This is a genomic window from Iodobacter sp. CM08, from assembly GCF_033446605.1.
GTDB lineage: Bacteria > Pseudomonadota > Gammaproteobacteria > Burkholderiales > Chitinibacteraceae > Iodobacter.
In genome coordinates this window covers 21,895-48,304 of record NZ_JAWQUO010000002.1, presented here as the reverse complement: position 1 = coordinate 48,304, position 26,410 = coordinate 21,895, and the positions used below count along the sequence as shown (strand labels likewise).

General features: G+C 47.0%; 20 protein-coding genes and 1 tRNA gene. 6 read left to right on the top strand and 15 right to left on the bottom strand.

Annotated features, from left to right (window positions below; translation table 11 throughout):
- Positions 1-63 precede the first annotated feature (63 nt).
- The 3 genes from dxs to R6242_RS01200 all read right to left on the bottom strand — a co-directional run bounded on the left by dxs (position 64) and on the right by R6242_RS01200 (position 3,153).
- Positions 64-1,911, bottom strand: coding sequence for a 1-deoxy-D-xylulose-5-phosphate synthase (gene dxs / locus R6242_RS01210; RefSeq protein ID WP_318422889.1), 1,848 nt, complete (start codon positions 1,909-1,911; stop codon positions 64-66).
- Positions 1,912-2,028: 117 nt separating this feature from the next.
- Complete coding sequence (locus R6242_RS01205) at positions 2,029-2,922, bottom strand: farnesyl diphosphate synthase (RefSeq protein ID WP_318422887.1); 894 nt, start codon at positions 2,920-2,922, stop codon at positions 2,029-2,031.
- On the bottom strand, positions 2,923-3,153 hold the full coding sequence (locus R6242_RS01200) for an exodeoxyribonuclease VII small subunit (RefSeq protein WP_293932554.1): 231 nt from the start codon (positions 3,151-3,153) through the stop codon (positions 2,923-2,925).
- Positions 3,154-3,438: 285 nt separating this feature from the next.
- On the opposite strand from R6242_RS01200, the gene R6242_RS01195 reads away from it, so the two are divergent.
- The 3 genes from R6242_RS01195 (at position 3,439) to R6242_RS01185 (ending at position 7,979) form a co-directional block, all read left to right on the top strand.
- Positions 3,439-4,290, top strand: coding sequence for a beta-1,6-N-acetylglucosaminyltransferase (locus R6242_RS01195; protein ID WP_318422885.1), 852 nt, complete (start codon positions 3,439-3,441; stop codon positions 4,288-4,290).
- Positions 4,291-4,384: 94 nt separating this feature from the next.
- A complete protein-coding gene (gene glmS / locus R6242_RS01190; RefSeq protein ID WP_318422882.1) occupies positions 4,385-6,166 on the top strand; it encodes a glutamine--fructose-6-phosphate transaminase (isomerizing) in 1,782 nt (593 codons plus the stop codon).
- Between the two features lie 157 nt (positions 6,167-6,323).
- Positions 6,324-7,979: a methyl-accepting chemotaxis protein gene (locus tag R6242_RS01185; RefSeq protein ID WP_318422879.1), complete on the top strand. Its 1,656-nt coding sequence runs from the start codon at positions 6,324-6,326 to the stop codon at positions 7,977-7,979.
- Between the two features lie 38 nt (positions 7,980-8,017).
- Here the strand turns inward: R6242_RS01185 and R6242_RS01180 are convergent, their stop codons facing one another.
- The 7 genes from R6242_RS01180 to R6242_RS01150 all read right to left on the bottom strand — a co-directional run bounded on the left by R6242_RS01180 (position 8,018) and on the right by R6242_RS01150 (position 14,387).
- Complete coding sequence (locus tag R6242_RS01180) at positions 8,018-8,284, bottom strand: hypothetical protein (RefSeq protein WP_318422877.1); 267 nt, start codon at positions 8,282-8,284, stop codon at positions 8,018-8,020.
- The gene (locus R6242_RS01175) at positions 8,281-8,667 is read right to left on the bottom strand and encodes a phage holin family protein (RefSeq protein ID WP_318422874.1); all 387 of its coding nucleotides are present in this window, start codon (positions 8,665-8,667) and stop codon (positions 8,281-8,283) included. Before R6242_RS01175 ends, R6242_RS01180 begins: the two co-directional genes overlap by 4 nt.
- A 2-nt stretch (positions 8,668-8,669) precedes the next feature.
- A complete protein-coding gene (locus R6242_RS01170; protein WP_293932565.1) occupies positions 8,670-8,969 on the bottom strand; it encodes a DUF883 family protein in 300 nt (99 codons plus the stop codon).
- 260 nt (positions 8,970-9,229) lie between these two features.
- Positions 9,230-10,063, bottom strand: a complete 834-nt coding sequence (nadC, locus tag R6242_RS01165; RefSeq protein WP_318422871.1) for a carboxylating nicotinate-nucleotide diphosphorylase — start codon at positions 10,061-10,063, stop codon at positions 9,230-9,232.
- A 62-nt stretch (positions 10,064-10,125) separates the two neighbouring features.
- Positions 10,126-11,472, bottom strand: coding sequence for a phosphomannomutase/phosphoglucomutase (locus tag R6242_RS01160; RefSeq protein WP_318422868.1), 1,347 nt, complete (start codon positions 11,470-11,472; stop codon positions 10,126-10,128).
- Positions 11,473-11,484: 12 nt separating this feature from the next.
- Positions 11,485-12,483, bottom strand: coding sequence for a YheT family hydrolase (locus tag R6242_RS01155; protein WP_318422866.1), 999 nt, complete (start codon positions 12,481-12,483; stop codon positions 11,485-11,487).
- A 299-nt stretch (positions 12,484-12,782) separates the two neighbouring features.
- Positions 12,783-14,387: an ABC-F family ATPase gene (locus R6242_RS01150; protein WP_293932574.1), complete on the bottom strand. Its 1,605-nt coding sequence runs from the start codon at positions 14,385-14,387 to the stop codon at positions 12,783-12,785.
- A gap of 776 nt (positions 14,388-15,163) precedes the next feature.
- Between R6242_RS01150 and R6242_RS01145 the strand changes: the two genes are divergently transcribed.
- Both R6242_RS01145 and R6242_RS01140 read left to right on the top strand, forming a co-directional pair.
- On the top strand, positions 15,164-16,687 hold the full coding sequence (locus tag R6242_RS01145) for a hypothetical protein (protein WP_318422863.1): 1,524 nt from the start codon (positions 15,164-15,166) through the stop codon (positions 16,685-16,687).
- A gap of 148 nt (positions 16,688-16,835) precedes the next feature.
- Positions 16,836-16,925: transfer RNA gene (locus R6242_RS01140), tRNA-Ser, on the top strand.
- Between the two features lie 154 nt (positions 16,926-17,079).
- Here R6242_RS01140 and R6242_RS01135 read toward each other — a convergent pair.
- The 5 genes from R6242_RS01135 to edd form a co-directional block, all read right to left on the bottom strand.
- Positions 17,080-18,153, bottom strand: a complete 1,074-nt coding sequence (locus R6242_RS01135) for a porin (protein WP_318422860.1) — start codon at positions 18,151-18,153, stop codon at positions 17,080-17,082.
- 284 nt (positions 18,154-18,437) lie between these two features.
- Positions 18,438-19,544, bottom strand: a complete 1,107-nt coding sequence (locus R6242_RS01130) for a porin (RefSeq protein ID WP_318422856.1) — start codon at positions 19,542-19,544, stop codon at positions 18,438-18,440.
- Between the two features lie 1,247 nt (positions 19,545-20,791).
- Positions 20,792-21,808 (bottom strand): type I glyceraldehyde-3-phosphate dehydrogenase, encoded by a 1,017-nt coding sequence (gap, locus tag R6242_RS01125; RefSeq protein ID WP_318422853.1) that lies wholly within the window; start codon positions 21,806-21,808, stop codon positions 20,792-20,794.
- Positions 21,809-22,036: 228 nt separating this feature from the next.
- Positions 22,037-22,660: a bifunctional 4-hydroxy-2-oxoglutarate aldolase/2-dehydro-3-deoxy-phosphogluconate aldolase gene (gene eda / locus R6242_RS01120; RefSeq protein WP_293932585.1), complete on the bottom strand. Its 624-nt coding sequence runs from the start codon at positions 22,658-22,660 to the stop codon at positions 22,037-22,039.
- Positions 22,661-22,744: 84 nt separating this feature from the next.
- The gene (edd, locus tag R6242_RS01115) at positions 22,745-24,571 is read right to left on the bottom strand and encodes a phosphogluconate dehydratase (protein WP_318422850.1); all 1,827 of its coding nucleotides are present in this window, start codon (positions 24,569-24,571) and stop codon (positions 22,745-22,747) included.
- A gap of 335 nt (positions 24,572-24,906) precedes the next feature.
- Between edd and zwf the strand changes: the two genes are divergently transcribed.
- Positions 24,907-26,361 (top strand): glucose-6-phosphate dehydrogenase, encoded by a 1,455-nt coding sequence (zwf, locus tag R6242_RS01110; protein WP_293932590.1) that lies wholly within the window; start codon positions 24,907-24,909, stop codon positions 26,359-26,361.
- The last annotated feature ends 49 nt before the right edge of the window (positions 26,362-26,410 follow it).

Here is a 26,410-nt window from a genome sequence, read left to right as displayed (position 1 = left end):
ACTCTTTTACATATAAAAAAACGAGGCACCGCCTCGTTTTTTATCCGCAATCAAAGCAGCGCTTTATATCGCCCAGCGCTCACGAATGCTGGCTTCAATCCCTGCAGCATCTAAGCCACATTCTGCCCATTGCACCTGTTGCTCTGCATGCTCAATATAACGATCAGGAATCCCCAATTGCAAGCATGGCTTACAGCTATTCTGCGCCATCATGCTCTCTAGCACTGCCGAGCCTGCTCCACCCATAATCGAGCCTTCTTCAACCGTGACCAGATATTCATGGCTCGCTGCCAACTCAAGAATTAACGCTGCATCAATGGGTTTCACAAAGCGCATATTCACCACAGTAGCGTCTAGCGCCTCGCCTGCCTCTAAGGCCGCAGCAAGCACCGTACCGAACGCGAGGATCGCTACTCTACTGCCACGGCGGCGAACGTCTGCACTGCCCATGGCAATAGCCGTCATGCTGCTTTGCACCTCAACACCTGGGCCAGTGCCACGAGGGTAGCGCACCGCACTTGGGCCATCGTGCAAAAACGCCGTATATAGCATTTGGCGGCACTCGTTTTCGTCGCTAGGCGTCAGCACCACCATATTGGGGATGCAACGCAAAAAGGAGATATCAAATGATCCTGCATGAGTTGGGCCATCTGCCCCTACCTGCCCTGCGCGGTCAATCGCAAACACCACGGGTAGATTTTGAATCGCTACATCGTGAATCAACTGATCATAAGCGCGCTGCAAGAAAGTTGAATAGATTGCCACCACGGGCTTAAAGCCCTCACAAGCCAAACCAGCGGCAAAGGTCACCGCGTGCTGCTCGGCAATACCCACATCAAAGTAACGCTCAGGGTATTCTTGCTCAAAGCGCACTAAGCCCGAACCTTCGCGCATGGCAGGCGTGATGCCAAGCAGGCGTTGGTCTATTTTTGCCATATCGCACAGCCAATCACCAAACACCTTGGTGTAGCTGACTTTGGTGGCTTTAGCCCCCAACATGCCGTCTTCTTTTGCAAATGGGGTCACTGCGTGGTATTTCACCGGATCAGCAACCGCTTTTTTATAGCCCTCGCCCTTACGTGTCACCACATGCAGAAACTGTGGGCCTTTTAGCTGCTTGATGTTCGCCAGTGTTGTAACCAGCGTATCTAAATCATGGCCATCGATGGGGCCAATATAATTAAAGCCAAACTGCTCAAACATCGTACCCGGTGTCAGTAGACCTTTGACGTGTTCCTCACCTTTTTTGGCGAGTTCTTTTAAAGGCGGTACAACATCTAGCACACGGCCAGAAGCACTACGAATCCCGTTATAAAACTTACTAGAAAGCAATTTAGACAGGTAATTTGTCAGCGCACCGACATTCGGTGAGATCGACATTTCATTGTCGTTCAGCACCACCAGTAAATTCACATCACGATCACCCGCATTATTGAGCGCTTCAAAAGCTTGACCAGCGGTCATTGCACCATCACCAATCACGGCGATCGCATGGCGATCCTCACCTTTTAGCTTCGCCGCTTCAGCAAAACCTAAGGCAGCAGCAATCGAGGTACTGGAGTGACCCACACCAAAGGTGTCGTATTCGCTTTCTTCGCGCTTAGGAAAAGCAGCCAAGCCGTGCTGTTTACGCATGGTATGCATACGCTGACGACGACCGGTAAGAATTTTATGTGGATAACTTTGATGGCCAACATCCCAAACCAAACGGTCATACGGCGTGTTAAACACGTAGTGCAAGGCCACCGTCAGCTCAATAGCTCCTAAATTAGACGCAAAATGCCCGCCCGTCTGGCTTACCGAATCTAGTAAACAATTGCGTAACTCGTTGGCTAATTGTGGCAGATCATCTCGGGCCAGCTTTTTTAGCTCGGCAGGACAGGCAACCGTGTCAAGTAAGGGATAACTCATCTCTAGCTTCTTCATTTTTTATGCGTTCCACTGTAAAACCAGCCAGCAGACGCAATTTATGGGCTGTGGCAAGCTGTTCTTTGCGCGTTTGTTAAGCACAACGATTAAGGGGTGCGACTAACTAGAACGCTCCACAATAAAATCCGCCAGCATGACCAAGTAGCGTGCTTTCTCACCAAATGGTGCAATCGTCGCCAAGGCATCGGCCTTCAGTTCGGCTGCCTTCTCTTTTGCCGCAGCTAAGCCCAGCAAAGAAACATAGGTCGGTTTATTATTGGCCGCATCTTTACCTGCAGTTTTACCCAAGGTTGCCGAATCAGCTTCCTCATCCAAAATATCATCAACCACTTGAAAAGCCAGCCCAATACAGCGCGCGTAGTGATCTAATCGGCGTCTATCCTCATCACTGATCGCTTCGCCACAATAAGACCCTAATAACACTGCAGCCCGAATCAAAGCGCCGGTTTTTAAGCCGTGCATCCGTTCTAGCTCAGGCAAGCTCAAGGCTTGACCCACGCTGTAAAGATCAATCCCCTGCCCGCCGCACATGCCTAAGCTACCTGATGCGCGGGCTAAGATATTTACCATCGTGAGTTGATCGCTCGCCGAATCGGCAAGGGTATACATAGAAAGCAGATCAAACGCCACAGTCTGCAGCGCATCCCCTGCCAATAAAGCCGATGCCTCGCCAAAAGCCACATGACAGGTAGGCTTGCCACGGCGTAACACATCGTTATCCATCGCGGGCATATCGTCATGCACTAGGGAGTAAGCGTGGATCAGCTCCACCGCTGCGCCCGCATATTGCAAGCGCTCTAGAGGTGCATTCACGACCGCACCAGCGGCAAACGCCAGTAATGGGCGAACGCGCTTGCCACCATCCAACACGCAATAACGCATGGCCTTATGCAGCTCTACCGGTAGGACATCTTGTGCAGGTAGAACAGCCGCAAGGGTTTGTTCCATCTGAGACTGGACGCTTTGCATCCAGTGGTTAAATTCTAAAGTCATTTATGCATTATCCGCAGGGAAGGGCTTGAGTTCTGCGCCTTCAAGCACTCGAATACGTTGTTCTGCGTCTGCCAATCGGCTTTCGCAAAACTGCAGTAATTCTGTGCCGCGCTTGTAAGTAGTAAGAGCAGTTTCTAGCGGCAAATTGCCCGCTTCCATTTCAGCAATCAAGCTCTCCAACTCTTGGAGGCCTACTTCAAAGCTCTCGGGGGGTTTAGTTGCTTTCGGCATACGCTAACTTTCCCGAATAAAGTTGTAAACGATAGTCCTCAGGGACTACCCAGTCAATCTTGATAATTACGGTTATCTAAGCGCCACTACCGCCCATCAAAAATAGGCGAATTGCCGCTCATACCGCAATTTATAGGCAGCAGAGCAGGCAAACAGCTTAAATTCTTTCAATAGGCTGAAATGAACTCTTACAATAGTCAATACAAACTGCGCCAATTTTACCTCAAAAATTATTTATAAAATATTCGAGTTAGAATAAAGCGCTATTTATTTATGGTTATCTCAATGCGTATTGCCTATTTGATCCTTTGCCACGCCCATCCAGAACAATTAGGCAGGCTTTGCCAGCAACTTCAGCATCGTGATGCACGCATTTATATTCATGTGGATGGCAATACCGCGGATCAAACCGTGCAGGCCATGCACGCCAATGTGCCTGATGGGGCTCAGTTTATTCATCGGCAAGCTTGCCGCTGGGGTGGTTTTTCATTGGTCAGTGCCAGCCTTGAGCTTATTAGGGCCGCACTGAAAGATGGTTGTGATTATTTAGTTTTGCTTTCTGCTCAAGATTTTCCACTTAAAACGCATGAGCAGATTGTGGCAAAACTCAGCGGGCACGCAGGTTTTATTGAGTTTCGCCGCCAACCTGATCCCCATTTTGATATCCGTTACCGCTATCAAAGCTATCATCCTGAGCGGCTTAATGGCCGTTTGGCTGGCAAATTATTGCAAAAAATACAGCGGCCTTTAAACCGACTCGGCTTATTCAAGCGGCCATTACCCCCGCCATTAAAGGCGATTTACTCGGGCTCGCAATGGTGGTGCTTATCAGCAAACGCCTGCCAAACACTGCTTGATTATTGCGAAATTTATCCAGAGTTAATTCGCTTTTTTCGCCACACCTTGGTGCCCGATGAGATGTTTGTGCAAACCGTGTTAATGCACACGCCATTGGCCGATGTGCTGATTAATGATTCTTTGCACTATTTAGAATGGGAAACAGGCGCTTGGTCACCGCGTATTTTTGATCTCAAGGATCTGCCTTGCTTACAAAACAGCTCGGCGCTTTTCGCTAGAAAATTCTCTGCCGATGGCGAGTTAAGCAAGCAATTAAGCCAGTATTTAAGCCCTATATAATTAAGCACCAACTAACAATTCTTACAAAATTAGCCATGCCATTTTTTATTTTATGCCCGATAATTAAAAGATTGCATAAACACTGAGAAAAAATATGGGTGCTTTGATTGGAGTGATTGCCCAGGACAATGTGCTAAAAAACATCAACCAGCACCTCAGCCCCCTTATCGAGCAAGGTTATTGCAGCGCAACCTTGCTGCGGGAGCAGAGCACACCCCTTGCCTGCCCTATTCTCACCCTGCACTTACACTTAAATGATTTAAGCGCAAAACGCAGCTTGATCCGGCTAGATTGGGACAAGCCCAATAGCACAAGCATCGCTACCTGCCGCGAAACACTTTCAGTCTGCTGCCGTGGCCTGATTGAAAATACCGAAGAGCTACAAGACAGGCTCGCCATTTTGGGCTATCTGCACGATAAACCCAGCACGGCACAACTTGCCGCAGATCTCATCCATTGGCATTACCGTACCCAACATGATTTACTGCAAGCCGTGCATTTAGCCGCGAGTGAAATCATCGGGGTCTTTGCATTTGGCGTAGTTGCTAGTGATGATCCTGAGCACATCGTTTGCACCTCCAAGCATATCCCGCTGTTTATAGCCCAAGGTAAAAACACGGCAGGGTTTAGCGATCAAGCACAAGCATTGCAAAGCATTGCTCCTGAAATAGTGCGCTTAGAGTTTGGTGATACCGCTAGGCTTAGTAGCCATGACTGCCGTATTTTGAATCAAGAGGGAAGCCCTTGCCAAAGAGTATGTGATGAGGTTCAACAGGCCCAAATAAAGCTACACGGCTTTCATCACTATATGCAAAAAGAAATCAATGAACAGGCGGCTATTTTTGCCGACATTCTTGACCACACCCGCTCTGATGCCAACCTAGCCCAGCTACTTGATGGCGATGCGGCCAGTATTCTTTGCGATGTAGAAGGCGTTACCTTGCTAGCCAGTGGCAGTAGCTACCACGCCTCCCTCCTTGCGCGTTACTGGTTTGAATCTTTGGCTGGCCTACCCTGCTCGGTGGAATTAGCCAGCGAATATCGCTACCGAGAGGCCGTGCAGCACCACAATACGCTGATCATTGCGATATCTCAGTCTGGTGAAACCGCCGACACCATTGCTGCACTTAAATATGCACAAAGCCAAGATCATAAGCACACCCTTGCAATATCAAACGCCTCCCCCAGTACCCTAATGCAATTAGCCCGCTTTCAGTTTTTTTTAGCCGCTGGCCCAGAAATTGGCGTGACCTCCACCAAAACATTCAGCACCCAGCTGCTCGCTTTGTTTCGGCTTGCTCTGAGTTTTGGAAAATTACGCGGCCATCTTACCCCCGCCGCTGAAGCCAGTGCGATTGATGATCTGCAAAGACTACCCCGTGCCGCTAGCGATTTATTCTCCATCACCCCACAAATACAAGAATGGGCACATAGAATATATAAGAGTAAGCAGCTGTTTTTTGTGGGCCGCCATCTTTATTACCCCCTTGCACAGGAAGCGGCGCTAAAGATGCAAGAAGTGGCCTATATCCATTCTTTTGGCTTTCCTGCTGGCGAGCTAATCCACGGCCCACTAACCATGGTAAACAAAGACTTACCCGTCATTGCCTGTTTACCTTGGAACCGCTTAACTGAAAAACTACTGGCTAATTTACAAGAAGTACGTGCGCGCGGTGGCGAATTATTTATCTTATCCGATACCGGATTAGCCTCGGCGGATCACTTTAATGTGATTTGTATGCCGCATAATTTGCACGACTTAACCCCTATTCTCTACGGCATAGCCTTACAAACTCTTGCATATGAAACTGCAATATTGCAAGATAATGAAATAGATTCACCAAGATTTTTAAGTAAATCAGTAACAAAAATATAAGAAAAATTAAGTTTAAAAAATAATGACGACAGCTACGATTAAACAAAATAATTTGATCGGTAAGTCGTATTTTTCACTAATTTTTTGTCATAACAATGCAATGCAATAGTCATATTCTTCGCCGTTTTTCTACCTCACCTTGATCTAGAGACGCCCGATGAGAATGACCACGCAATTAAAATGGGTGAGTAGCCTAACTGTAACCGCCTTGGTTTTTCTTGCTGGCTGGATGACTTGGGAAACCAAAGCACTAGCCCATGATTTTCAATTTAATCGCGATAGCCAAAATGCAGTGACTGCACTGAATAAAATTCGCAACACCATGTTGATTATTTCACGGCTAGATCCACTTGCAGATACCGCTGCCAAACAATTAGATAACGCAGAGCAAGCAGTCTTAGCGGCCCTCCCCAGCATTAAAAACCAACTTGCCAGCGCTGAACAAAAGAAACTAGATATAGCCCTTGCTGAGCATTGGAGCAACTATCTCACCCAATTCAAAAGTGCCGTTAAGATTGCGGCAGACAGCCCACAAGACGCGTTAAGCATCCCAGAACAAATTTATAAAAATGATTTAGAGCCTACTTTAACCACCATAAATCAATTAGAAACCGGCCTACAAAGCCAATCACAAGCCGCCAATCAAGCCATTGATGCCCACATGACTCAGCTTTTACAGGCAGTGCTTCTCCCGCTGTTATTTAGTGCCTTACTGATCGTGGCCAGCCAATTGCATTTTGCCCGCAAACTTAAACAGCGTTTAAATGCCATGGCCATAGAAACAGCAAGGCTAGAAACCGGTGATTTAACCGGAAGAATGGCAGAAACCCCAGATGAAATGGGCGAATTAGGCAGCGGGATTAATCGCTTTTTAAACCAACTGGAAATCACGCTACAAGAAGCACGCCAAGCCTCACAACTTTCCCGCGATGAAGCCAGCCACGTCACTCATCTGGCCAAAGCCAATCACGAAGGCGCTACGCTACAAACCGATCATTTGCTAGAAATTGGCTCAAGCAGCGTATTACTGCAAGACTCTATCAGCCATATTAGTCAGCAAGCAGTTCGCACCGCTAGTATTAGCCAGCAATCTTTACATAGTGTGCAAGCAGCCAATTCGGCAGGCCAAGATTCAATGCTCAAGCTAGAAGCGCTGACTTGCGATTTCAGCCAAATTGAAACCGCCATGCAGGCCCTAACCGGCGCAATCTGCCAAATCGTTAGCGTTGCAACTATGATTGAGGATATTGCAGGGCAAACCAATTTACTTGCCCTAAATGCCGCCATTGAAGCCGCCCGAGCAGGCGAGCATGGTCGTGGCTTTGCGGTAGTGGCAGATGAAGTACGTAAACTCTCACATCTAACCGCAGGCTCTACGCAAGATATTCGCCGAATTCTTAAAGACACCCAAACCCGCAGCAAAGAAACACTGGATGCGATGCAATCTGCCGCATCCCGCGTAACAGAATGCCAGCAAGACAGCCATACCATCAGCCATGCTCTGGGCGAAATCAATCTAGCAGCCAGCCAAGTCAATAATATGATGGAAACGATTGCCAATGCGGTGGAGGAGCAAAATAGCTCAAGCGAAGCCATTAACGAGCGCTTGCGAGATATTGGAGGCAATGCATTAGCAAGTAGCCAGCGCAGTGAGCAGATGCTCAGTGAAATGAACGAGCTCACCCATGCGGCAAATCATCTAGATACACAGCTGGCTTTTTTTCAATTTCGCCGCCATGCACACAATAATAAAGATCATCGACGTATGATCAGTAAAACCCAAACTCCGCATGGTTTACCTTTAGCTGCTTAAACAAAAAGCCCCCAGTGTTGAAGATCTGGGGGCTTTGTTTAACGACGTATTTTTATGATAAATCGGGCCATTTGCAAGAGGCCCATGCCAATCGCAAGGTGTTTTTTCCAGCCTTCAGAGCGTAAAGCCAGCCTAGCTAATTTAAGCCAGCCTAAGATGCCCGCTTGAGGCTGGCTCATGGCTAAGCCCTCTTGCAGCACATTCATAGGCTGGGCCAAGGCTCTTAATTCTTGCCTCAGCTCTTGGCGCTGCTGCTCTGCTTTTAACTGCAAAAACTGCTTACGGTAGAAGCGCGCTAGTTTCATGCTTCATCCTCAGCCGTTTGGCGCAATAAAGCCTTGCGATCTCTCGCCAACTCAGCACATGTGGCTGGAAATAAATCAGCCGCATGCTTTAAGCGATAGCGCAGCCAACACATGAAAGCCAAGGCACTGCCGCCGTAAACCAGCATCAGCCCAAGCGCAACTGCAATGCGATGACTATCCCAAAAGATAATCAGCAGTAACACCGCAGCTAAGGCAAGGCTTAATCCACCCAAGACCGCTGCCAGTATGCCTAAAATTAAATGGCCCAGAAAACGCTGCGAAGCATCTTGCAGCTCTAAACCAAATAGCTCTAGATGCGTACCTGCCAAGCCCACAGCCTGTGCTAAAACACGCTGGATACCTGCCAAATAGGGCAAGGCCACAATTAGCGGCGCGAGATCAGCATGCCTACCAAAGCACCTACTGCAGCAGCCACGCCAATGGCTTGCCAAGGGTGATCGTGTACATATTCATCAGTGACTTTTGCAGCTTGCTTAGCCTTTGCCACCGCCACTTGTTCAACTTCAACTAAACGTGTTTTAGCGGAGCGCAAACGCTCAACAGCTCGTGCATACAGCGCCTCAGCATCTTTACCCCCCGCTTGCGAGGCCTCTAGCAAAAGCTGTTCAGCTTCTTGTAAAATATCTTGGGATTGGTCGAGTAAAGTTTCACTTTTGGTATTCATAAGAAAAGCTCCTTAGAACTACGTGAGAAAAAGACTGACACTGCATAGAATTACTTTTAAAGCAAAAGTTCCATTTACTTGTAATACATGGCAACCATAGCAAATAAACATCATTAACGACATATACAAAAATTACGAATAAATACAGCGAGCTTTATATAAATAAAAAGCATTAATAAACAATTTCATTATGCCAACTTATTTGATTTTTTTCGACTTTTTTTATCGTAAATAAAAATCGTTTAAAGCCTCATCAGCAATCAAGAAAAACGCATTGATAAATCTATTGCTTGAATATCTTTAGTTAATTTACCAATCGAAATTCTTTGCACGCCCGTTTCCGCGATTTCGCGCACCGTGTTTTCATCCACGCCGCCAGAGGCCTCTAAAACTGCGCTCTGCCCAGCTAAAGCCACCGCCGCACGTAAGTCAGTTAAATTCATGTTATCTAATAGCACCGACACTGCCCCTGCGTGCAAAGCCTGTTCTAACTCATGAATAGTTTCTACTTCAATTTGGATCGTTACATCGGCTGGAGCCAACTTTACTGCTGCAGCCAAAGCAGCCGCAATACTGCCCGCCGCCATAATATGGTTTTCTTTAATTAAGATGCCATCATATAAACCAATCCGCTGATTGAGGCCCCCGCCCACCGTAACTGCATATTTTTGCGCCAGCCTTAGCCCAGGGATTGTTTTACGCGTGTCATGAATCTTGGCCGAGGTATGTGCCACCAAATCTACATAACGGCGCGTCTCAGTAGCCACCGCAGAGAGGGTTTGTAAATAATTAAGCGCACTACGCTCGGCAGTCAGTAAGCTACGTGCTGGGCCAAGAATAAGGCAGAGTACTTGATCTGCCGCGACACGCTCGCCTTCTTCCACCATCCACTGTACTTGCACCTCATCATCTACTTGGCGGAACACTTCATCAAACCAAGCCCGCCCGCACAATACCGCACTCTGCCTTGCAATCACCGTGGCACTACTTTGGATATCTGAAGCAATCAGCATGGCCGTCCAATCACAGCGACCAATATCTTCCTGTAAGGCTGCAGCAACGTGAGAGGCGATGAGGTGTGAAGCAGGAATCATTGTTTTTCCAATCGTGGTTCAATTTAGGGTATTTATTAGAAACTTTGCAAAACATTATGGCATTAAATAGGAAGCTGTAGCGGTGCAATAGCCGCCGCTAATTCGGCGCGAATCCTCGCCAAACCCAGCGCAGTTTGCGATTCAATTCTGAGCGTTAATACCGGTGTGGTATTTGATGCCCGAATCAAGCCAAAACCATCAGCATATTCAATCCGTAAACCATCAATTGCAAAAATACGTAAGGCCAGCGGAAACACGGCTTTTTTAGCAATCTCAGCCACCAGTTGATGGCCATCTTGCGCCAGGCTCACTTGTAATTCTGGGGTAACTAACGATCTAGGTAAAGCTTGCAGAGCCTGTGCTAAATCTTGCTCTGACATCATGTGTAAAAACTTCGCCCCAGCAAAAAGTGCATCATCATCGGGCCAATCATTAAAGGCAAAGTGCCCAGACAACTCACCCGCCACCAGCGCCTTTGTGGCCTGTAAATGGCGCTTCATATGTCCATGCCCCGTTGGAATCGCCTCACAACTACCGCCTTTGCTCCTCACCCAATCTGCAATCAGACCGCTCGATTTTACATCGTAGAGAATGTGCCCAGGCTGCTTGGCTAAGGCGGCTGCGGCAAAAAGCATTAATAGCCTATCGCCTGCAATGCTATCGCCATGCCGTGTTACTACACCTAAGCGATCCCCATCGCCATCAAATGCCAAGCCTAAATCGGCAGCATGTGCTACGACGGCCCGTTTTAAATCAGCCAGATTTTCTTCTACCTGTGGGTCGGGGTGATGGTTGGGGAAAGCACCATCCACCTGACAATACAGCTCAATCACCTCACAGCCCAAAGCGCGATACAACGCTGGGGCAAACGCGCCTGGCACGCCATTCCCACAATCCACCACTACCTTAAAAGACCGTTGCAGAGGAACAGCCGCCGCCACAGCAGCGTAATAAGCTTGGCAGACATCTAAAGGCTGAACTTGGCCTTGACCCGCAATAAAATCATCGTTTTCTATACGCTGGCGTAAGGCTTGCAAAGCCTCGCCATCAATGGTTTCACCCGCCAAGGTCATTTTAATGCCGTTATAATCACTAGGATTATGGCTGCCGGTAATCATTACACCAGAACCATTACTATACTGACGGGCCGCAAAATACAGCAAGGGCGTAGCTGCCAAGCCCATATCCAGCACCGTGATCCCACTAGCAACTAGCGCATCAATTAAAGCGCGCGCTAAGGCGGGGCTAGAGAAGCGGCCATCTCTGGCCACCGCAATTTGCTGCACCCCCTGTGCATGCGCTTCCACCCCCAATGCCAGCCCAACAAAATGGGCTACCTCGGGGGTGAGTAATGAGGTTTTAGCACGAATATCGTAGGCTTTAAACAGACCATGAGCTAAGACGGGCACAAGCAAATCCCTTTAACGAGGCAACGGTAAATGGCACTGAAAAAAACGATGCAGTGTTTCTGGTAACCATTGCAATTGCCCAGGAATAGCACCCGACACAAAGCCAACGTGTCCCCCTTCCAATGTTTGCAATAAGGTAACGCTATTTGATACCTCTGCTGGCAAAGGCAAAGATTCAAACGGTACAAAAGGATCGTTTTTAGCATTGATAATTAAGCTAGGTAAGCGAATCAAGGGTAAATAAGGCTTACTGCTGGCCTCTTGCCAATAATGTTCTACGCTTTTAAAGCCATGTATCGGAGCCGTCAATAAATCATCAAATTCACGCAAGGTATTTACGCGGCGTAAGCTCTCTTTATCTAAAAAAGGATTATCAACCAGCTTCAGCTTAGCAAAGGTCTTCTTACGTAAGCTGCGTAAAAATTCACGTGTGTACACACGGCGATTAAAACCCTGATCCAAGGCCTCACCCGTGGCCGCTAAATCCATCGGCGCACATACCGCAGCGGCGGCATCGATCACTGCCGCTGCCGCATCGCCCTGCTCTCCCAGCCACTTTAATAAGGCATTGCCTCCGAGCGACACCCCTACTGCAAAAATAGGCACATCTGGGTTTTGAGCGCGAATCCGGCATAGTACCCAATCAATTTCGGCCGAATCCCCCGCGTGATAAGCCCTAGGCAAGCGATTTAGCACATTGCCACAGGAGCGAAAATGCGGCACCACACCACGCCAACCAAGCGGATACAAGTAATCAAATAAAGAGGTGGCGTAATGGCTGCGCGAACTGCCCTCCAAACCATGAAACAACACCACCAGCGGCGTACCCGCACGGCCATCCACCCAATCCACTACGATCGAATCTAAATCAGGCGTAATCCACGCTTCTCGTCGATAGATAGGCGTTTTTTTCCACATCAAGGTAGCGGGATACAAAGTTTGCGCATGCCCCCCAGGTAGCCATGCAGGGGCTGGATACTCGGTGGTTTCAAAGGGAATGGCACAAGACATAGCGATAAGAAGCCTAAATAAGAACCTGATTAGCTGCTCTACCCAGCACTAGCAGCGTTATTCCCGCGCAAGCGAAAATCCAGTCGCGGTGTAATCCCCCTAGCTCCCCGACAAAAACATTCGGGGATGACGCATTTTTCGTAGGTTTTAGTGCCCATTTTTTTTGCAGAGCAAAGCAGCTAATCAAGAATAACAATGAAATAAAGGGGCGAATAATCGCCCCTTTATTTTACTACAATCACTTACATACTACGTCAATTAAATACTAGAAATAGTGCAAGCACATTTGAGGTTTCAACTTAATCCAAACCACGGCTAGCCAAGTAATCTTCGTAACCGCCCACATAGTAGATATATGTGCCGTCGCCATTGAGCTCTAAGATTTGTGTCGCCAGCGAGCTTACAAAGATTCGGTCATGCGACACGAATAGCAAAGTGCCTTTATATAAATCTAAAGCTAAGTTTAAAGATTCGATCGACTCCATATCCATATGGTTGGTCGGCTCATCCATAATCAACACATTCGGCGTTTCTAAAATCAGCTTCCCGTACAGCATGCGGCCTTTTTCACCGCCAGACAGTACCTTAACTGATTTCTTAACATCGTCACCGCTAAATAACAGGCGACCTAGAATCCCTCGGATCACTTGATCATCTGTACCAGGCTGGCTCCACTGCTTAACCCAGTCAAACAGCGTGATGTCTTCTTCAAAATCAGCTTCGTGATCCTGAGCAAAATAACCCAGCTGTGCTTTTTCGGCCCACTTAATCTTGCCGCTATCTGGATTAATCACATCCATCAAAAGCTTCACTAGGGTAGATTTACCCACGCCGTTACCACCAATCACCGCAATCTTCTGACCCGCTTCTAAAATCAGATCTAAATTCTGTATCAAAGGCTTATCAAAAGACTTAGACACGCCAGCAAGCTCAACAGCCTGACGGTGTAGTTTGGCTTTTTCATCCACGTCAAAGCGGATATAAGGATTCTGACGACTAGAAGGCTTCACCTCTACCATCGCTTCCTTAATCTTATCTGCCAGTTTCAAACGGCTGGTAGCCTGACGCGCTTTCGATTTATTAGCAGAGAAACGCGCAGCAAAAGAATTTAACTCAGCTACTTTTTCTTTAGCCTTAGCGTTGTCTGTCAGCAAGCGATCACGTGCTTGCGTAGAAGCAATCATATAATCATCGTAAGTACCTGGGTAAATACGAATCTCACGGAAATCAACGTCAGCCACGTGCGTACACACTTGATTCAAAAAGTGACGATCGTGCGAAATAATAATCATGGTGGAATCGCGCTCATTCAACGCGTCTTCCAACCAACGGATGGTATTAATATCCAAGTTATTGGTTGGCTCATCCAGCAGCAATACTTCTGGATTAGAAAACAAGGCTTGCGCCAGTAATACACGTAGCTTCCAACCTGGTGCCACATCGCTCATTGGGCCAGTGTGCTGCTCAATAGGAATCCCCGCCCCCAACAGCAGCGCACCCGCACGCGCTTCAGCAGTGTAACCATCGTACTCGGCCACTTTGCCTTCTAAATCAGCCGCGCGCATATAATCATCTTCGGTGGCTTCTAAGTTGGCGTAAATCGCATCACGCTCAGCCAGCACCGCCCATAACTCAGTATGCCCTTGCATCACCACATCAATCACGCGGCAATCTTCAAAAGCAAACTGATCTTGCTTAAGCTTACCCAAACGAACGCCAGGCTCTAGACTTACATTACCGCCCGTTGGTTCTAGATCGCCACCCAAAATTTTCATAAAAGTGGATTTACCGCAACCGTTTGCGCCAATCAAGCCATAACGATTACCGTCACCAAACTTAACTGAAACCCTTTCAAACAAAGGTTTCGCGCCAAATTGCATTGTAATATTTGCAGTACTAATCATGGTTTGTTTACCCTATTGCTACCCAGATACATCGTTGTATTCTTTAAAAGAAATGGTAATTTACCTGCACAGCGCGCAAGCTCATCGTTACATCACGGATAAAAACTTATAAAAACTGAAATATTTTTTCCGCCTGATCGCGAGTTGGCTCCTGCACCGCTGCCAGCCGTAAAAAGCCCGTAAAAAAATCCTAACTATGCAGTTTACTCAGCCCAGATGACTGTTAAGGTACAAAACCAACAGCAAGCTAGGGATCGTTCTTTACAGGCAGTGAGTTTGATTTAAGCTACGTTTTTTCTCTTAACGATGCAAAAGCTTCGTCAAAAGTAAGAATATAGATTCTGCCCGCCTAGTTTTATTTCACACTACGCCAACAGAAAGGCGCTGATTTTATCACACCGCAGCGCCGCTATGCCCTTGCCGCACAGCGGAGGGTTTTAGTTTGCTATTTTTGTGGAAAAAGAAGCAAGCTGTAGCTTAGAAAAGCTAACAACACAGCAGCGTTTATGGCAGCGCTGCCGCTGCCGCTTGACTATACTCTGACAAAGAAAATCAAGATGGCTAGCAGGCGGTTTTGATTTTTAAACTACATACTTCTTTAATTTTAAATTACGAAAAGTGTAAAAAATATATAATCAAAGTTTACTTCAATTAAATATCACTCTCGCTGATTTTTAGCCATTTTATAATGCTGCTGTAAACAGTAATACCTTACTTGTAATGCAGAACTAGACGCTTTACTCTCAAAACGAATTAGTATCATTGGGTAAAAAAAGATGTTTGACATAAAAGGCCTTGTAAATTCACTCTTTCGCCCCGCCACGCAAGAAGGCGTGTTTGACCTTAAATCAGCAACTATATTTATGGATGAGCTGCCAGAAAGTGATATTTTGCAAGCTCAAATGGAAATCGTAAAAGCGCTGCAGCAGCTCAATCAAAATCCCCAAATCAGCAGTAATGAGCTTTTTAAAACCATCCCCTATCTGGATGAAAAAGCCGGCCCATTACAAAGCCATTTACTAGATATTTACCATGGGCGGATCATCGAAGAAGGTATATCACCCCATCAAGTACTGCCCACCATCTTATCGTTTTGGCAAGAAATGGCCACGGGCTACTTAAGCGGCATCAAGCTAGCAAGTCAAAAAATTAGTCGCACCCAAGACAAAAAGCTGCAGTTATTTACCCTAAGAGCCGTTGAACTCTTTGCCACGCAAGCACGCTATGCCTATTTGCGTCATATGGATCTAGACAATCATATTTGGCGAAACCTGAACCGCTTATATCACTTTGCTGAGCAAAATAATTTTGCAAAAACGCCACAAACCACTTACAGCAGCAGTGAACCTTCAAGCATTCAAGATCATTACATCCAAACGCTTATGTTATCGCTAGCTAACCCTGACAAAGTTCAATCCAGCCAAATTAACCTGATTGCTGCATGGTTAAAAAAATGGAGCCTGCTTATTGAGCTAGAGTCTGAGTTAAAACCACAACAACACCTATTTGCAATCAATATCACAGGAACAGGCAAACCCAAGCGTATACGCCGAGATATGGTGGGTGAAAACTGGCGTTATTGGTCTACCACCGCCGTTGCCGAGCAAATAACCCTGCTGATTACGCAGCTAAACCAAGGCCAATCCGCAGCTAATCTTGGCTTACCTGAAGAAACATCCTCACCTGCTAATTTAGATTTACTGCAAACTCTGAGTAATCTTTGGTCACGCGATGCGCTAACCCCAGTAAGGCAACATGAAAGACAAAACAATACAAAATCAATCCATGTGATTACGGGGATTCAAAAAATAGTCCCATTTATTATGCAACAAACCGCGGCAAGCAGCGCAGACCATTTGGAAGCTCAAAAATGGGAGCTAGCTGATGCAAGCGCGGGGGGCTTTGGCTTGAACTATCACAGCGACACTCCATTAGAAGTAGGCGAGTTTCTGGGTTTAGCCAACATTGGCCAGCACCCTTTTACGATAGGTATTGTGCGCCGGGTGAATCGCAGCCAAAAAGGCATGATGAGTATAGGTGTAGAAACGCTGACTCAAAGCCCTGTGATCGTCACCTTAACCCCTTTACTAACAGAAGATAGCTTTCAGTGTATTTATGCCCCAGAAGGCCCTAGTACTAACCCTGCACGCTTCCTCATTATTCCTAGCGCTTTTTTTACCGAGAACAGAGAATATAAATTCACTGCCCAAGATAAATCTTACCGTATTCGCTTATCCCCAGCGATGGAGCACACCGAGCACTGCGTATTAGCTAAGTTTGCAGTACTTGAAAAACTCTAAAGTGATTGTGTACCGCGCTTTATCAGCGTTTTTTTAAACATTTTAAGTATCCAAACAAAAAAAGCTATTTTCTATTCAAATTGTTTACACAAGCCTAAAAAAGCTGCTAGAATGCGTTCCTGTCTGAGTTGCAAGACAAAGACACAAAGGAAGTGTGGCCGAGTGGTTTAAGGCAGCAGTCTTGAAAACTGCCGAGGATGCAAGTCCTCCGTGGGTTCGAATCCGACCGCTTCCGCCAGGATTCAAAAATAAAGCCCCTGATGAAAATCAGGGGCTTTATGCGTTTGCGGCAAACACATCACCCAGTCTCTCCCAAGATACAAACTCCAAGCAATAAATGCAAAAAACCCCGCCTAAGCGGGGTTTTAATTTCGTTTAAGTAATTTAAACGATTAGAAGCCTGTCCATGTACCAACAACCAGACGTTGCATGCTGTCTTTGCTGCTATCGATACCTTGTGCTTGCCATGTGAAGCCCTCAGGCTTCAGACCTGCACCACCCAGTTTAATATAACGATACTGCACAAATGCCATAGTGTTCTTAGACAAATTGTAAGCAAGCTGAGTGCTTAGCTGATCAGCTTTTTTATCACCGGCGCCATTATCCTTGATATGCGTCCAGCCTGCATTCAGAGACAGTTTGTCATTGAAGCTATAGCCAACCTTACCGTGGATTGCGTCTTCTTTAACATCAGTGCGATCATATTTGTCATGCGCCCAATCTAAGCTCAAAGTCAAAGCGCCAAATGCCGCGCGGCCACCCAAGAAGAATGTGCTGTCATAGCCAGTAGCTGACAATGCAGGCTTACCTGCCTTGTCAATAGTACCGTCAAGCTTAAATGTTGCTTTCTCTTCATCAGCAGCATTTTTCTGAGCAAGATAAGAGGCATCAAAGTGGAATGCACCAAATGTTGCACCACCACCCAATTCATAACCCTGCTTACCGTTTTTCTTATCAGTAAAACCAGTACCCAGATCAGCAGATGCGAATACGTTAACAGCACCAAATGTGCCTTCGTAGCCAATCGCATTATCAAAGAAAGCGCTTGAGCCAACACCACGGTCTTCACCAGTATTGCCCGAGCCATCAGTCAGGTAAGGCCAGTCTTTTTGCAGGTAAGTTTGTTGGAAAATACGACCAAACTTAACCGAACCAAAACCACCTTTAGCACCGATGTAAGCTTCACGAGTACCAAATGCAGCTGGAGCAGTTGCTTTATCGCTACCGCCAGGGCCTGGCTTTTGCGAAATGCGCCAGATAGTGGACATACCATTGTCCCACTTATCCACACCGTCAAAATTCAGAATAACCGGTGTATCAATAGCAAATTTGCCCTTACCATCAGCAGTTTGATTGCTGTAGTACATAACATCCAGTTCTGCTGAACCACTAATAGTTACTTCAGCGTAAGCAGAAGCAGAGCAAGCAGCTGCAACAGCAGCCACGATCAGAGCACGTTTAAACATAATTCATCTCTCCTAAAGGCGAATTTGATTTTTTTAACTTCAGTACATCAAGGCATATATTGCTTGTGCTACCAGCCAAGAATACTCAATAGGTACAAACCCACGCAATATTGCGTCGTATATCCGCAACATTGTGTGTCCCAAACGCAACACCGATTTGCTATAAATGGCGCAGATGCTGGCACGCACAAAAAAACGCCACGATTTACATCGTGGCGTTTTTTAAGGTGGCTAAGCGCCTCACCAGCATATTGCCGGCGTATTGCTTATGAGCAGGTTCTAAATTAGAACGCTGTCCATGTACCTACCATCAGGCGTGTTGCATTTTTCTTGTCTGAACCGATAGCAAAACCATCAAGCTGTGAAGTCTTCTCTGTCATTACGCTAGCTTTACCAGCTGTATCTAGCATGTGATGACGAACTTGTGCAAAAGCAACAGTGTTCTTAGACAGCGTGTAGTTGTACTGAGCGTTAATAACATTCATGCCGTTATCAACTTTATTGCCATCAGTCTTGCTGTCTTGCACACGTTGATAGCCAAGGTTGAAGTTGTTTTTGCCCATAGTGTAACCAGCAGCAACCAAGAATTGGTCAACTGTAGTTTTTTGGCCAGCTACAGCCAAATTAACAGTGCCATTCCATTCGTTACGCTTGTAACCAGCAGCTAAATCAAACGCGCCAGTCTTGTACTTAGCATCGATATTGTAAGTACGCAGTTTGTTTTCTGCATTAGTACCTACAAGGAATTCACCTGAGTGGCCCCAACCTTTTTCAGAACCACCAAATGTACCCGCAGAAGAAGAAGCGTTCGCGCCGTTCTTCGCTTCAGCAGCACCAGCAGCAACATTAAAACCGTAGCCAGTGTAGTTTGCTGTCAATTCCATAGCGCGGGCTGAGTTACGGCCGTTACCTAGATCGTATTGACCAGCAAAGCTAAAGCCGCTGAATTTAGGTGAGAAGTAGCTTACGCCGCTTGCGTATTGAACTTGTTGCGAACCAAAGTCAGCCCACAAGTTGCCTGAACCATTGTTCGCGAAACCATCCATTTCAAGATATTGGTTAGAGAACTGGTTACCGAAGCGAACTTCACCGAACTTAGTTTCGTAACCGATCCAAGCTTCACGTTGACCGAAACTATCGTAACGATCTGGAGTTGCTACTTTTTGCGCCAGACGCCATTTTAGTGTGTCGCCAGTGTCCAGTTTGTCTGTACCGTCTACGTTGATCACAACGGCGATTTCTTCAGCAACTTTACCCTTGCCGTCTGTACCAGCTTGGTTGGTCTTGTACATCAAGTCCATTTCAGCAGAACCGCTGATAGTTACGTCAGCGAATGCAGGAGCTGCAAACATTGCGGATACGGCAGTAGCGATAAGAACGCGCTTAAACATACTGAAATTCCTTTATATTGGTTGAGCCACGAATTCACTGTGTGAATTCGGATCCATATGATTTTAAAGATCACCTTGTCGCGTTTTACTTAAAGCTAATTCATCACTACGAATCCGCTTATAAATAAATATGCGTACTAGGTGCTCCGAAGCCCATATATAAACACAGCGATTAATTTTGTTCTGCTGTAAAAATACCAAACCCTTATAAGTAAAAATACCAACAAAGAAAAAAGGCACTTATACTAAGTAATAAACCTTATTTTTAATAAACGAGCGCGTATATACAGATTAAAAATAAAAAAATCTCACAAATAAAACCAAATAAAAATTCAAAAATTACCAAGATATTAATCAAAAAATTTGATATGGAAATCAAAAAATACCCATAAAAAAATTAAAAATATTTTCATACCTGTAATGACAAATAGAAATAAAAACAGCCGGAAAATTCATTTGGCATTTAAAATCGTATTGGTAAATGATAAAACTCCGCCATTAAGCAAGAGCAGATGTTGTTGATCTGCAACATCTATTAGTCCAAAGCATGTAAAAAAACATCGTATAAGTGCTCCGCAATAAGTTTTTCAACATGAGGCAAATCAAGATTGCTCTAACCGCTTAAACGAAAGTGCAGCGATACACTAGGATCCCCGATAAAAACACTCGGAGATGGCGCTTTTTGGGCCGATCTAAAATGCAGCTTACTACTTAGCAAGCTCAAGAATTTGCCACCTAGCTACTACGCCCAAGCAAAAGCACACATGAAGGTCCAAGTTACCTTCTAGCCCAGCGTGCGCTACTTCTAAGCAAGCGCAATGGCCGTTTTAAGCCAAGGACAAACCCGTGCATCCAAAGACAACAAAGACCTACCTAATTATGCCTCTTGCTTAATCTCATTATAAATATCGTAGAGCGGGTGAAACCCGCGTATTTCTTCTGCATGCCTCGCGGGTCTCACCCGCCCTACTCATTCAAAAACCACGTCCAACACTCAAGAAATCCATCTACACAGAGTTCATTGAGTAAAAGGCATAATCAGGAAGACCTAAGCTAAAGCTATAAATCAACGATAGACTGGCTAGCTATGCATCAACTCGTGATGAACTTGAGGCGCTTATAGAGAGGCCTAGTGCGCCAAGCTTTAGATGCACGGGATTTTTATTTTTTTACATAGTCCAACAATAGCAGGCAAAAAAATACCCACATCGCTGTGGGCATTTTGTATTACAAGCAGTAATGGATGCTTATTTTGCGTTCCACAAAGCCTTAGTAGTATCCAGCATACGGTTGGAGAAGCCCCACTCGTTGTCGTACCAAGACAGTACTTTCACCAAAGTGCCACCGGAAACCTTAGTTTGCGATGCTTCGTAGGTGGAAGACGCTGGATCATGGTTGAAATCGATCGAGACTAAAGGCAGGTCGTTATAGTTCAACACGCCTTTTAGTGAGCCTTCCGACGCTTCCTTCATGATCTGGTTGATTTCTTCAACCGTTGTTTCACGCGCTGCGGTGAATGTCAGATCAACCAAAGACACATTGATCGTTGGTACGCGCACAGCAAAACCATCCAGCTTGCCTTTCAGCTCTGGCAATACCAAGGCCACAGCAGCTGCTGCACCAGTCTTAGTAGGGATCATGGAATGCGTTGCTGAACGAGCACGGCGTAGATCTTCGTGATACACATCAGTCAGAACTTGGTCATTGGTGTAGCTGTGGATGGTGGTCATCAAGCCAGAAACCAGACCGATTTTATCGTGCAATGGCTTAACCAGCGGCGCTAAGCAGTTGGTGGTGCATGATGCATTTGAAATCACGGTATCTGTTGATTTCAGTGTGTCATGGTTTACGCCGAACACGATGGTCGCGTCTACATCGCTGCCACCAGGAGCAGAGATGATGACTTTTTTCGCGCCAGCAGTAATGTGCGCAGAAGCTTTTGCTTTGCTAGCAAAAAAGCCAGTGCATTCCATCACCACGTCTACGCCGATCTCTGCCCATGGCAGATCAGCCGGATTACGCTGAGCGCAAACGCGAATTTTATCGCCGTTTACGATCATGAAATCGCCATCAACCGATACTTTGCCAGCAAACTTGCCGTGCACAGTATCGTATTGTGTCAGGTGAGCGTTGGTTTTAGCGTCGCCCAGATCGTTAATTGCCACAATTTGGAATTCATCAGTGCGGCCAGATTCATACAAAGCGCGTAGTACATTGCGACCGATACGACCGTAGCCGTTAATTGCGATACGAATTGCTGCCATTGCCTGGTGCTCCTCAGTGAGATCAGAAAAAGCGCTTACCTAGGGTAGGTAGGCATAAAAAATTGAATATAGAGCATAACCAACTGTCGTCTTGCTGACGATATGGCTATTCCCTATAAATAGTGAAATATTGATGCATATCTTAAGGCTGGCATATTTTTATGCCCACGCGAATTGAGCCATGCCATTACGCGTAGGTACAAAAGCCGTGCCCACCCTAAGTTTTAATTATTTAGCCAATGCTGCTGCAGCGCGGGCCAAAGCGGTAATACCCGCCCAATCACCCGCTGCAACCATTTCCTTAGGGGCCAGCCACGAGCCGCCCACGCAGCCTACGTTTGGCAAGGCCAAGAGCTTAGGTGCAGATTCAAGACTTACACCACCAGTTGGGCAGAATAAGATTTGTGGCAGCGGGCCACCGATGGCTTTAAGCATACCTAAGCTACCGGCTTGTTCAGCAGGGAATAATTTCAGCGCGTCAAAGCCTTCTTCCAAAGCAGCAATCGCTTCAGAAGGCGTCATCACACCTGGTAGTAATTCAATTTTTGCAGCACGAGCAGCAGCAGCTAGCTTAGGTGTAAGGCCAGGCGTTACGGCAAAAACTGCACCAGCCGCTTTCGCTTCAGCAAATTGCTCAGGACGCACCACGGTACCCACACCCACAATAGCACCAGGCACATTATCAACAATTGCACGCACTGCAGCCAAAGCCGCTTCGGTACGTAAAGTCACTTCAAGAACACAGATGCCACCCTCAACCAAGGCCTTGGCCAAGGGAACGGCGTGCTCTACTTTCTCGATGACCAAAACCGGCATCACCGGACAAGAGCGCATGATTTCGCGAATTTGCATGGGTCGTTCTTCCTGTTCTGTAGTAAATGATGAGATAAGTAGGATGGGTTAAACGCAGCTCCACCCATCCAACGTACAACTTAATTAATGAGCCAAGCCCATACTGATCGCGCCTTCTTCTGCGCCGGTTGCTGCACCACGGAAAGTCGCGAACAACTCGCGCCCCATGCCATGTTCGTTCGCAGATAAATCTGCAGTATCCACGGTTCGAGCAGCCCATTCAGCCGCATCAACCAAGGCTTCAACCACGCCTGCATCGGCATCTAAGCGAATCATATCGCCGCTTCTCACCTTGCCAAGAGGCCCACCGTTTAATACTTCGGGTGTCATATGAATCGCCGATGGCACCTTACCCGATGCGCCCGACATGCGGCCATCGGTAACCAGCGCCACTTTAAAGCCACGATCTTGCAATAGGCCCAGTACTGGGGTGAGCTTATGCAGCTCGGGCATGCCATTAGCACGCGGCCCTTGGAAGCGCAGCACCACCACAAAATCTTTCTCTAACTCGCCACGCTTAAATGCGGCCAGCACATCGTCTTGATCATTAAACACAATGGCAGGGGCAAGCACGCTGCGGTTTTCTGGCTTAACAGCCGAAATTTTAATCACGGAACGGCCTAAATTACCGGCGAGGAGACGTAAACCACCATCGGCGCTAAATGGATTACTGGCGTGACGAACCACATTGTCATCCACTGGCTCGGTAGGTGCAGCACGCCATACCGCCTTGCCATCTTCGCCAAGGAAAGGCTCATTGGCGTAAGGGCGCAGGCTCTTGCCTGCTACGGTCAGCACGTCTTCGTGCATTAAACCTGCATCCAGCAGCTCGCGAATCAAGAAACCCATACCACCAGCGGCATGGAAGTGATTTACATCTGCCGAGCCATTGGGATAAATTTTGGCGAGCAGCGGAATAATCGCCGACAAATCATCAAAATCTGTCCAATCAATAATAATGCCCGCAGCCCGCGCAATAGCGATTAAGTGAATGGTGTGATTGGTTGAGCCGCCGGTTGCCATCAGGCCAACAATGCCGTTCACAATACATTTTTCATCGACCACTTTACCTACAGGGGTAAACTCATCGCCCTTATAGGTAATGGCAATCGCACGTTGTGCTGCCGCAACAGTCAAGGCATCACGCAGCGGTGTATTTGGGTTTACAAAGGCCGCACCTGGCAAGTGCAGACCCATCACTTCCATCAACATTTGATTAGAATTGGCCGTACCAAAAAAGGTGCAAGTACCCGCACCGTGGTAAGAGCCTTCTTCTGAAGCTAATAATTCTTCACGGCCACATTTACCTTCGGCAAATAATTGGCGCGCCTTGGCTTTTTCACTATTAGCAATGCCAGAAGTCATTGGCCCAGCGGGAACAAACACCGTTGGCAAATGACCAAACTGCAGAGCACCAATCAATAAGCCCGGTACAATCTTGTCACAAACGCCTAAGCAAACTACGCTATCAAACACATTGTGCGATAGGCCAATTGCGGTAGACATTGCGATCACATCGCGGCTAAACAAGCTCAGCTCCATACCCGGCTGGCCTTGGGTTACCCCATCACACATTGCAGGTACGCCACCCGCAAATTGTGCAGTTGCACCCGCTTGGCGAACAGCTTCTTTAATCAGAGCAGGGAAAGTTTCAAAGGGTTGGTGTGCCGACAGCATGTCATTGTATGCAGAGACAATTCCCAAATTAGGTTGACGCATTTCGCGCATCATAATTTTGTCGTTTTCTGGCGCAGCAGCCCAAGCATGAGCCTGATTTGTACAGGCTAAACCTTTACGCGATGGCTCCTTACTCGCAGCCAACTCAAGGCGGGCTAAATAACGTGAACGAGGCCCTTGGCTTCTTGCAATAATACGGGCGGTGACTTCAGCAAGCTTGGGATGAACAGACATAAACAGGGGCTCCGAGTTACGGCGGCATCACGACGCCACGTACATTTCTATAAAATTGAGCGTAGTTTTACTACAAAGCATCTATAACTTCAACCGCATCGACTGGGAATTTCCATTTCGTTGCGTTGCATCAATAGTCAACATTTACACAGGGTTACCATTCTACGCTACGTGTTAACCCCCATCATTAACAGCCCTTGGCGAATTTCGTTTGCGCCACTATTTAGCTGTGTAGTAAGATTACAAAGTCTTACGCGCCAAGTAGGCTCAACTGTGTTTTGCAGAGCAGTTCTGCCAAGGGCCAAAAACCGACTCAAGTAAAAGGATTTTCGCGGATGACTCAGATCGACGCTTTCGACATGGTGCTGTTCGGCGGCACTGGTGACTTGGTAATGCGTAAGTTGCTACCGGCACTGTACCACCAACATCAAGAAGGCAATCTGCCGCAAGAAGGGCGCATTGTCTGTTTGGGCCGTAGTGTTCCTGATACCGCCGCTTACCTCAAAAAGGCGCATGCCCTAGCCACTGGCTACCTAGGTAAGCACTATAACGATGCCGATTGGGCCTCGTTTGCTGAGCGCATTGAATACCTGCAATTGGATGCCAATCATCCTGCAGAATTCACCAAGCTGGCCGATACGCTAAACGCCTTTCCAAAGCGTGTACGCGTGTTTTACCTCTCCACCGCACCTGATCTATTTGCGCCTATTTCCAAGAGTCTGTCCGAAGTAGGCCTTGCCGCTGGCAATGCCCGCGTAGTGCTTGAAAAGCCATTAGGGCACGATTTAGCCTCATCAAATAAAATTAATGATGAAGTCGGTGAATATTTCCAAGAACACCAAATTTATCGAATCGACCACTATTTGGGCAAAGAACCTGTCCAAAACTTAATGGCACTGCGCTTTGCCAATACCCTGCTTGAGCCACTTTGGCGCAGAGAATGGATTCGCGACGTACAAATTACTGTAACCGAACAAGTTGGCGTTGAATCCCGCGCGGATTTCTACGACAAAACCGGTGCGCTGCGCGATATGGTGCAAAACCATCTCTTGCAACTGCTCACCATCGTTGCGATGGAGCCGCCAGCATCGATCGATGCCGATGCGGTTCGTGATGAAAAACTCAAAATTTTACGAGCCTTAAAACCGCTCTCTACCGAAGACGTCCACACCAAAGTAGTACGTGGTCAGTATCGTGCAGGGGCGGTGGCAAGCAAACCTGTGCCTGGTTATTTAGACGAGCCGGATGTGCCTGCTGGCTCCAAAACCGAAACCTTTGTTGCACTTAAGGCAGAGATTCAAACTTGGCGTTGGGCAGGTGTACCGTTTTATCTGCGTACTGGCAAACGCCTTTCTGAGCGTCTTGCTGAGATCGTGATTAACTTCCGTGAAGCACCACACTCCATTTATGGCCGCAGCGCCAGCACGCCTAATCGCTTAGTGATTCAGCTGCAACCCGATGAATCGGTTCGCTTGTATATGATGGCAAAAGAGCCTGGTAATCAAGGCCGCTTGCGTCCTGTGCATTTGGATATGGATTTTAAAGAAACCTTTAAAACCCGCAGCCCAGAAGCCTATGAGCGCCTGTTGCTTGATGTGATTCGTGGTGATCTATCATTGTTTGTACGCCGCGATGAGCAACGTGCGGCATGGCGCTGGGTGGAGCCTATTATTGACAACTGGGAAAGCAGTACAGATGGCCCTAAGCCATACACTGCAGGCACTTGGGGGCCAGCAGCGTCTTCTGCCTTGCTATCCCGTGATGGCCTTTGCTGGCACGAAGAAGAGTAAATAATGTAACAAGCGGGCCGGTTTTCTGGCCCGTTCTTTCATCATCATT

Bases quoted from the DNA above. Each gene is read 5' to 3' on its own strand.
- dxs (WP_318422889.1), bottom strand. From the start codon at position 1,911: ATGAGTTATCCCTTACTTGACACGGTTGCCTGTCCTGCCGAGCTAAAA.
- R6242_RS01205 (WP_318422887.1), bottom strand. From the start codon at position 2,922: ATGACTTTAGAATTTAACCACTGGATGCAAAGCGTCCAGTCTCAGATG.
- R6242_RS01200 (WP_293932554.1), bottom strand. From the start codon at position 3,153: ATGCCGAAAGCAACTAAACCCCCCGAGAGCTTTGAAGTAGGCCTCCAA.
- R6242_RS01195 (WP_318422885.1), top strand. From the start codon at position 3,439: ATGCGTATTGCCTATTTGATCCTTTGCCACGCCCATCCAGAACAATTA.
- glmS (WP_318422882.1), top strand. From the start codon at position 4,385: ATGGGTGCTTTGATTGGAGTGATTGCCCAGGACAATGTGCTAAAAAAC.
- R6242_RS01185 (WP_318422879.1), top strand. From the start codon at position 6,324: ATGAGAATGACCACGCAATTAAAATGGGTGAGTAGCCTAACTGTAACC.
- R6242_RS01180 (WP_318422877.1), bottom strand. From the start codon at position 8,284: ATGAAACTAGCGCGCTTCTACCGTAAGCAGTTTTTGCAGTTAAAAGCA.
- R6242_RS01170 (WP_293932565.1), bottom strand. From the start codon at position 8,969: ATGAATACCAAAAGTGAAACTTTACTCGACCAATCCCAAGATATTTTA.
- nadC (WP_318422871.1), bottom strand. From the start codon at position 10,063: ATGATTCCTGCTTCACACCTCATCGCCTCTCACGTTGCTGCAGCCTTA.
- R6242_RS01155 (WP_318422866.1), bottom strand. From the start codon at position 12,483: ATGTCTTGTGCCATTCCCTTTGAAACCACCGAGTATCCAGCCCCTGCA.
- R6242_RS01150 (WP_293932574.1), bottom strand. From the start codon at position 14,387: ATGATTAGTACTGCAAATATTACAATGCAATTTGGCGCGAAACCTTTG.
- R6242_RS01145 (WP_318422863.1), top strand. From the start codon at position 15,164: ATGTTTGACATAAAAGGCCTTGTAAATTCACTCTTTCGCCCCGCCACG.
- R6242_RS01135 (WP_318422860.1), bottom strand. From the start codon at position 18,153: ATGTTTAAACGTGCTCTGATCGTGGCTGCTGTTGCAGCTGCTTGCTCT.
- R6242_RS01130 (WP_318422856.1), bottom strand. From the start codon at position 19,544: ATGTTTAAGCGCGTTCTTATCGCTACTGCCGTATCCGCAATGTTTGCA.
- gap (WP_318422853.1), bottom strand. From the start codon at position 21,808: ATGGCAGCAATTCGTATCGCAATTAACGGCTACGGTCGTATCGGTCGC.
- eda (WP_293932585.1), bottom strand. From the start codon at position 22,660: ATGCAAATTCGCGAAATCATGCGCTCTTGTCCGGTGATGCCGGTTTTG.
- edd (WP_318422850.1), bottom strand. From the start codon at position 24,571: ATGTCTGTTCATCCCAAGCTTGCTGAAGTCACCGCCCGTATTATTGCA.
- zwf (WP_293932590.1), top strand. From the start codon at position 24,907: ATGACTCAGATCGACGCTTTCGACATGGTGCTGTTCGGCGGCACTGGT.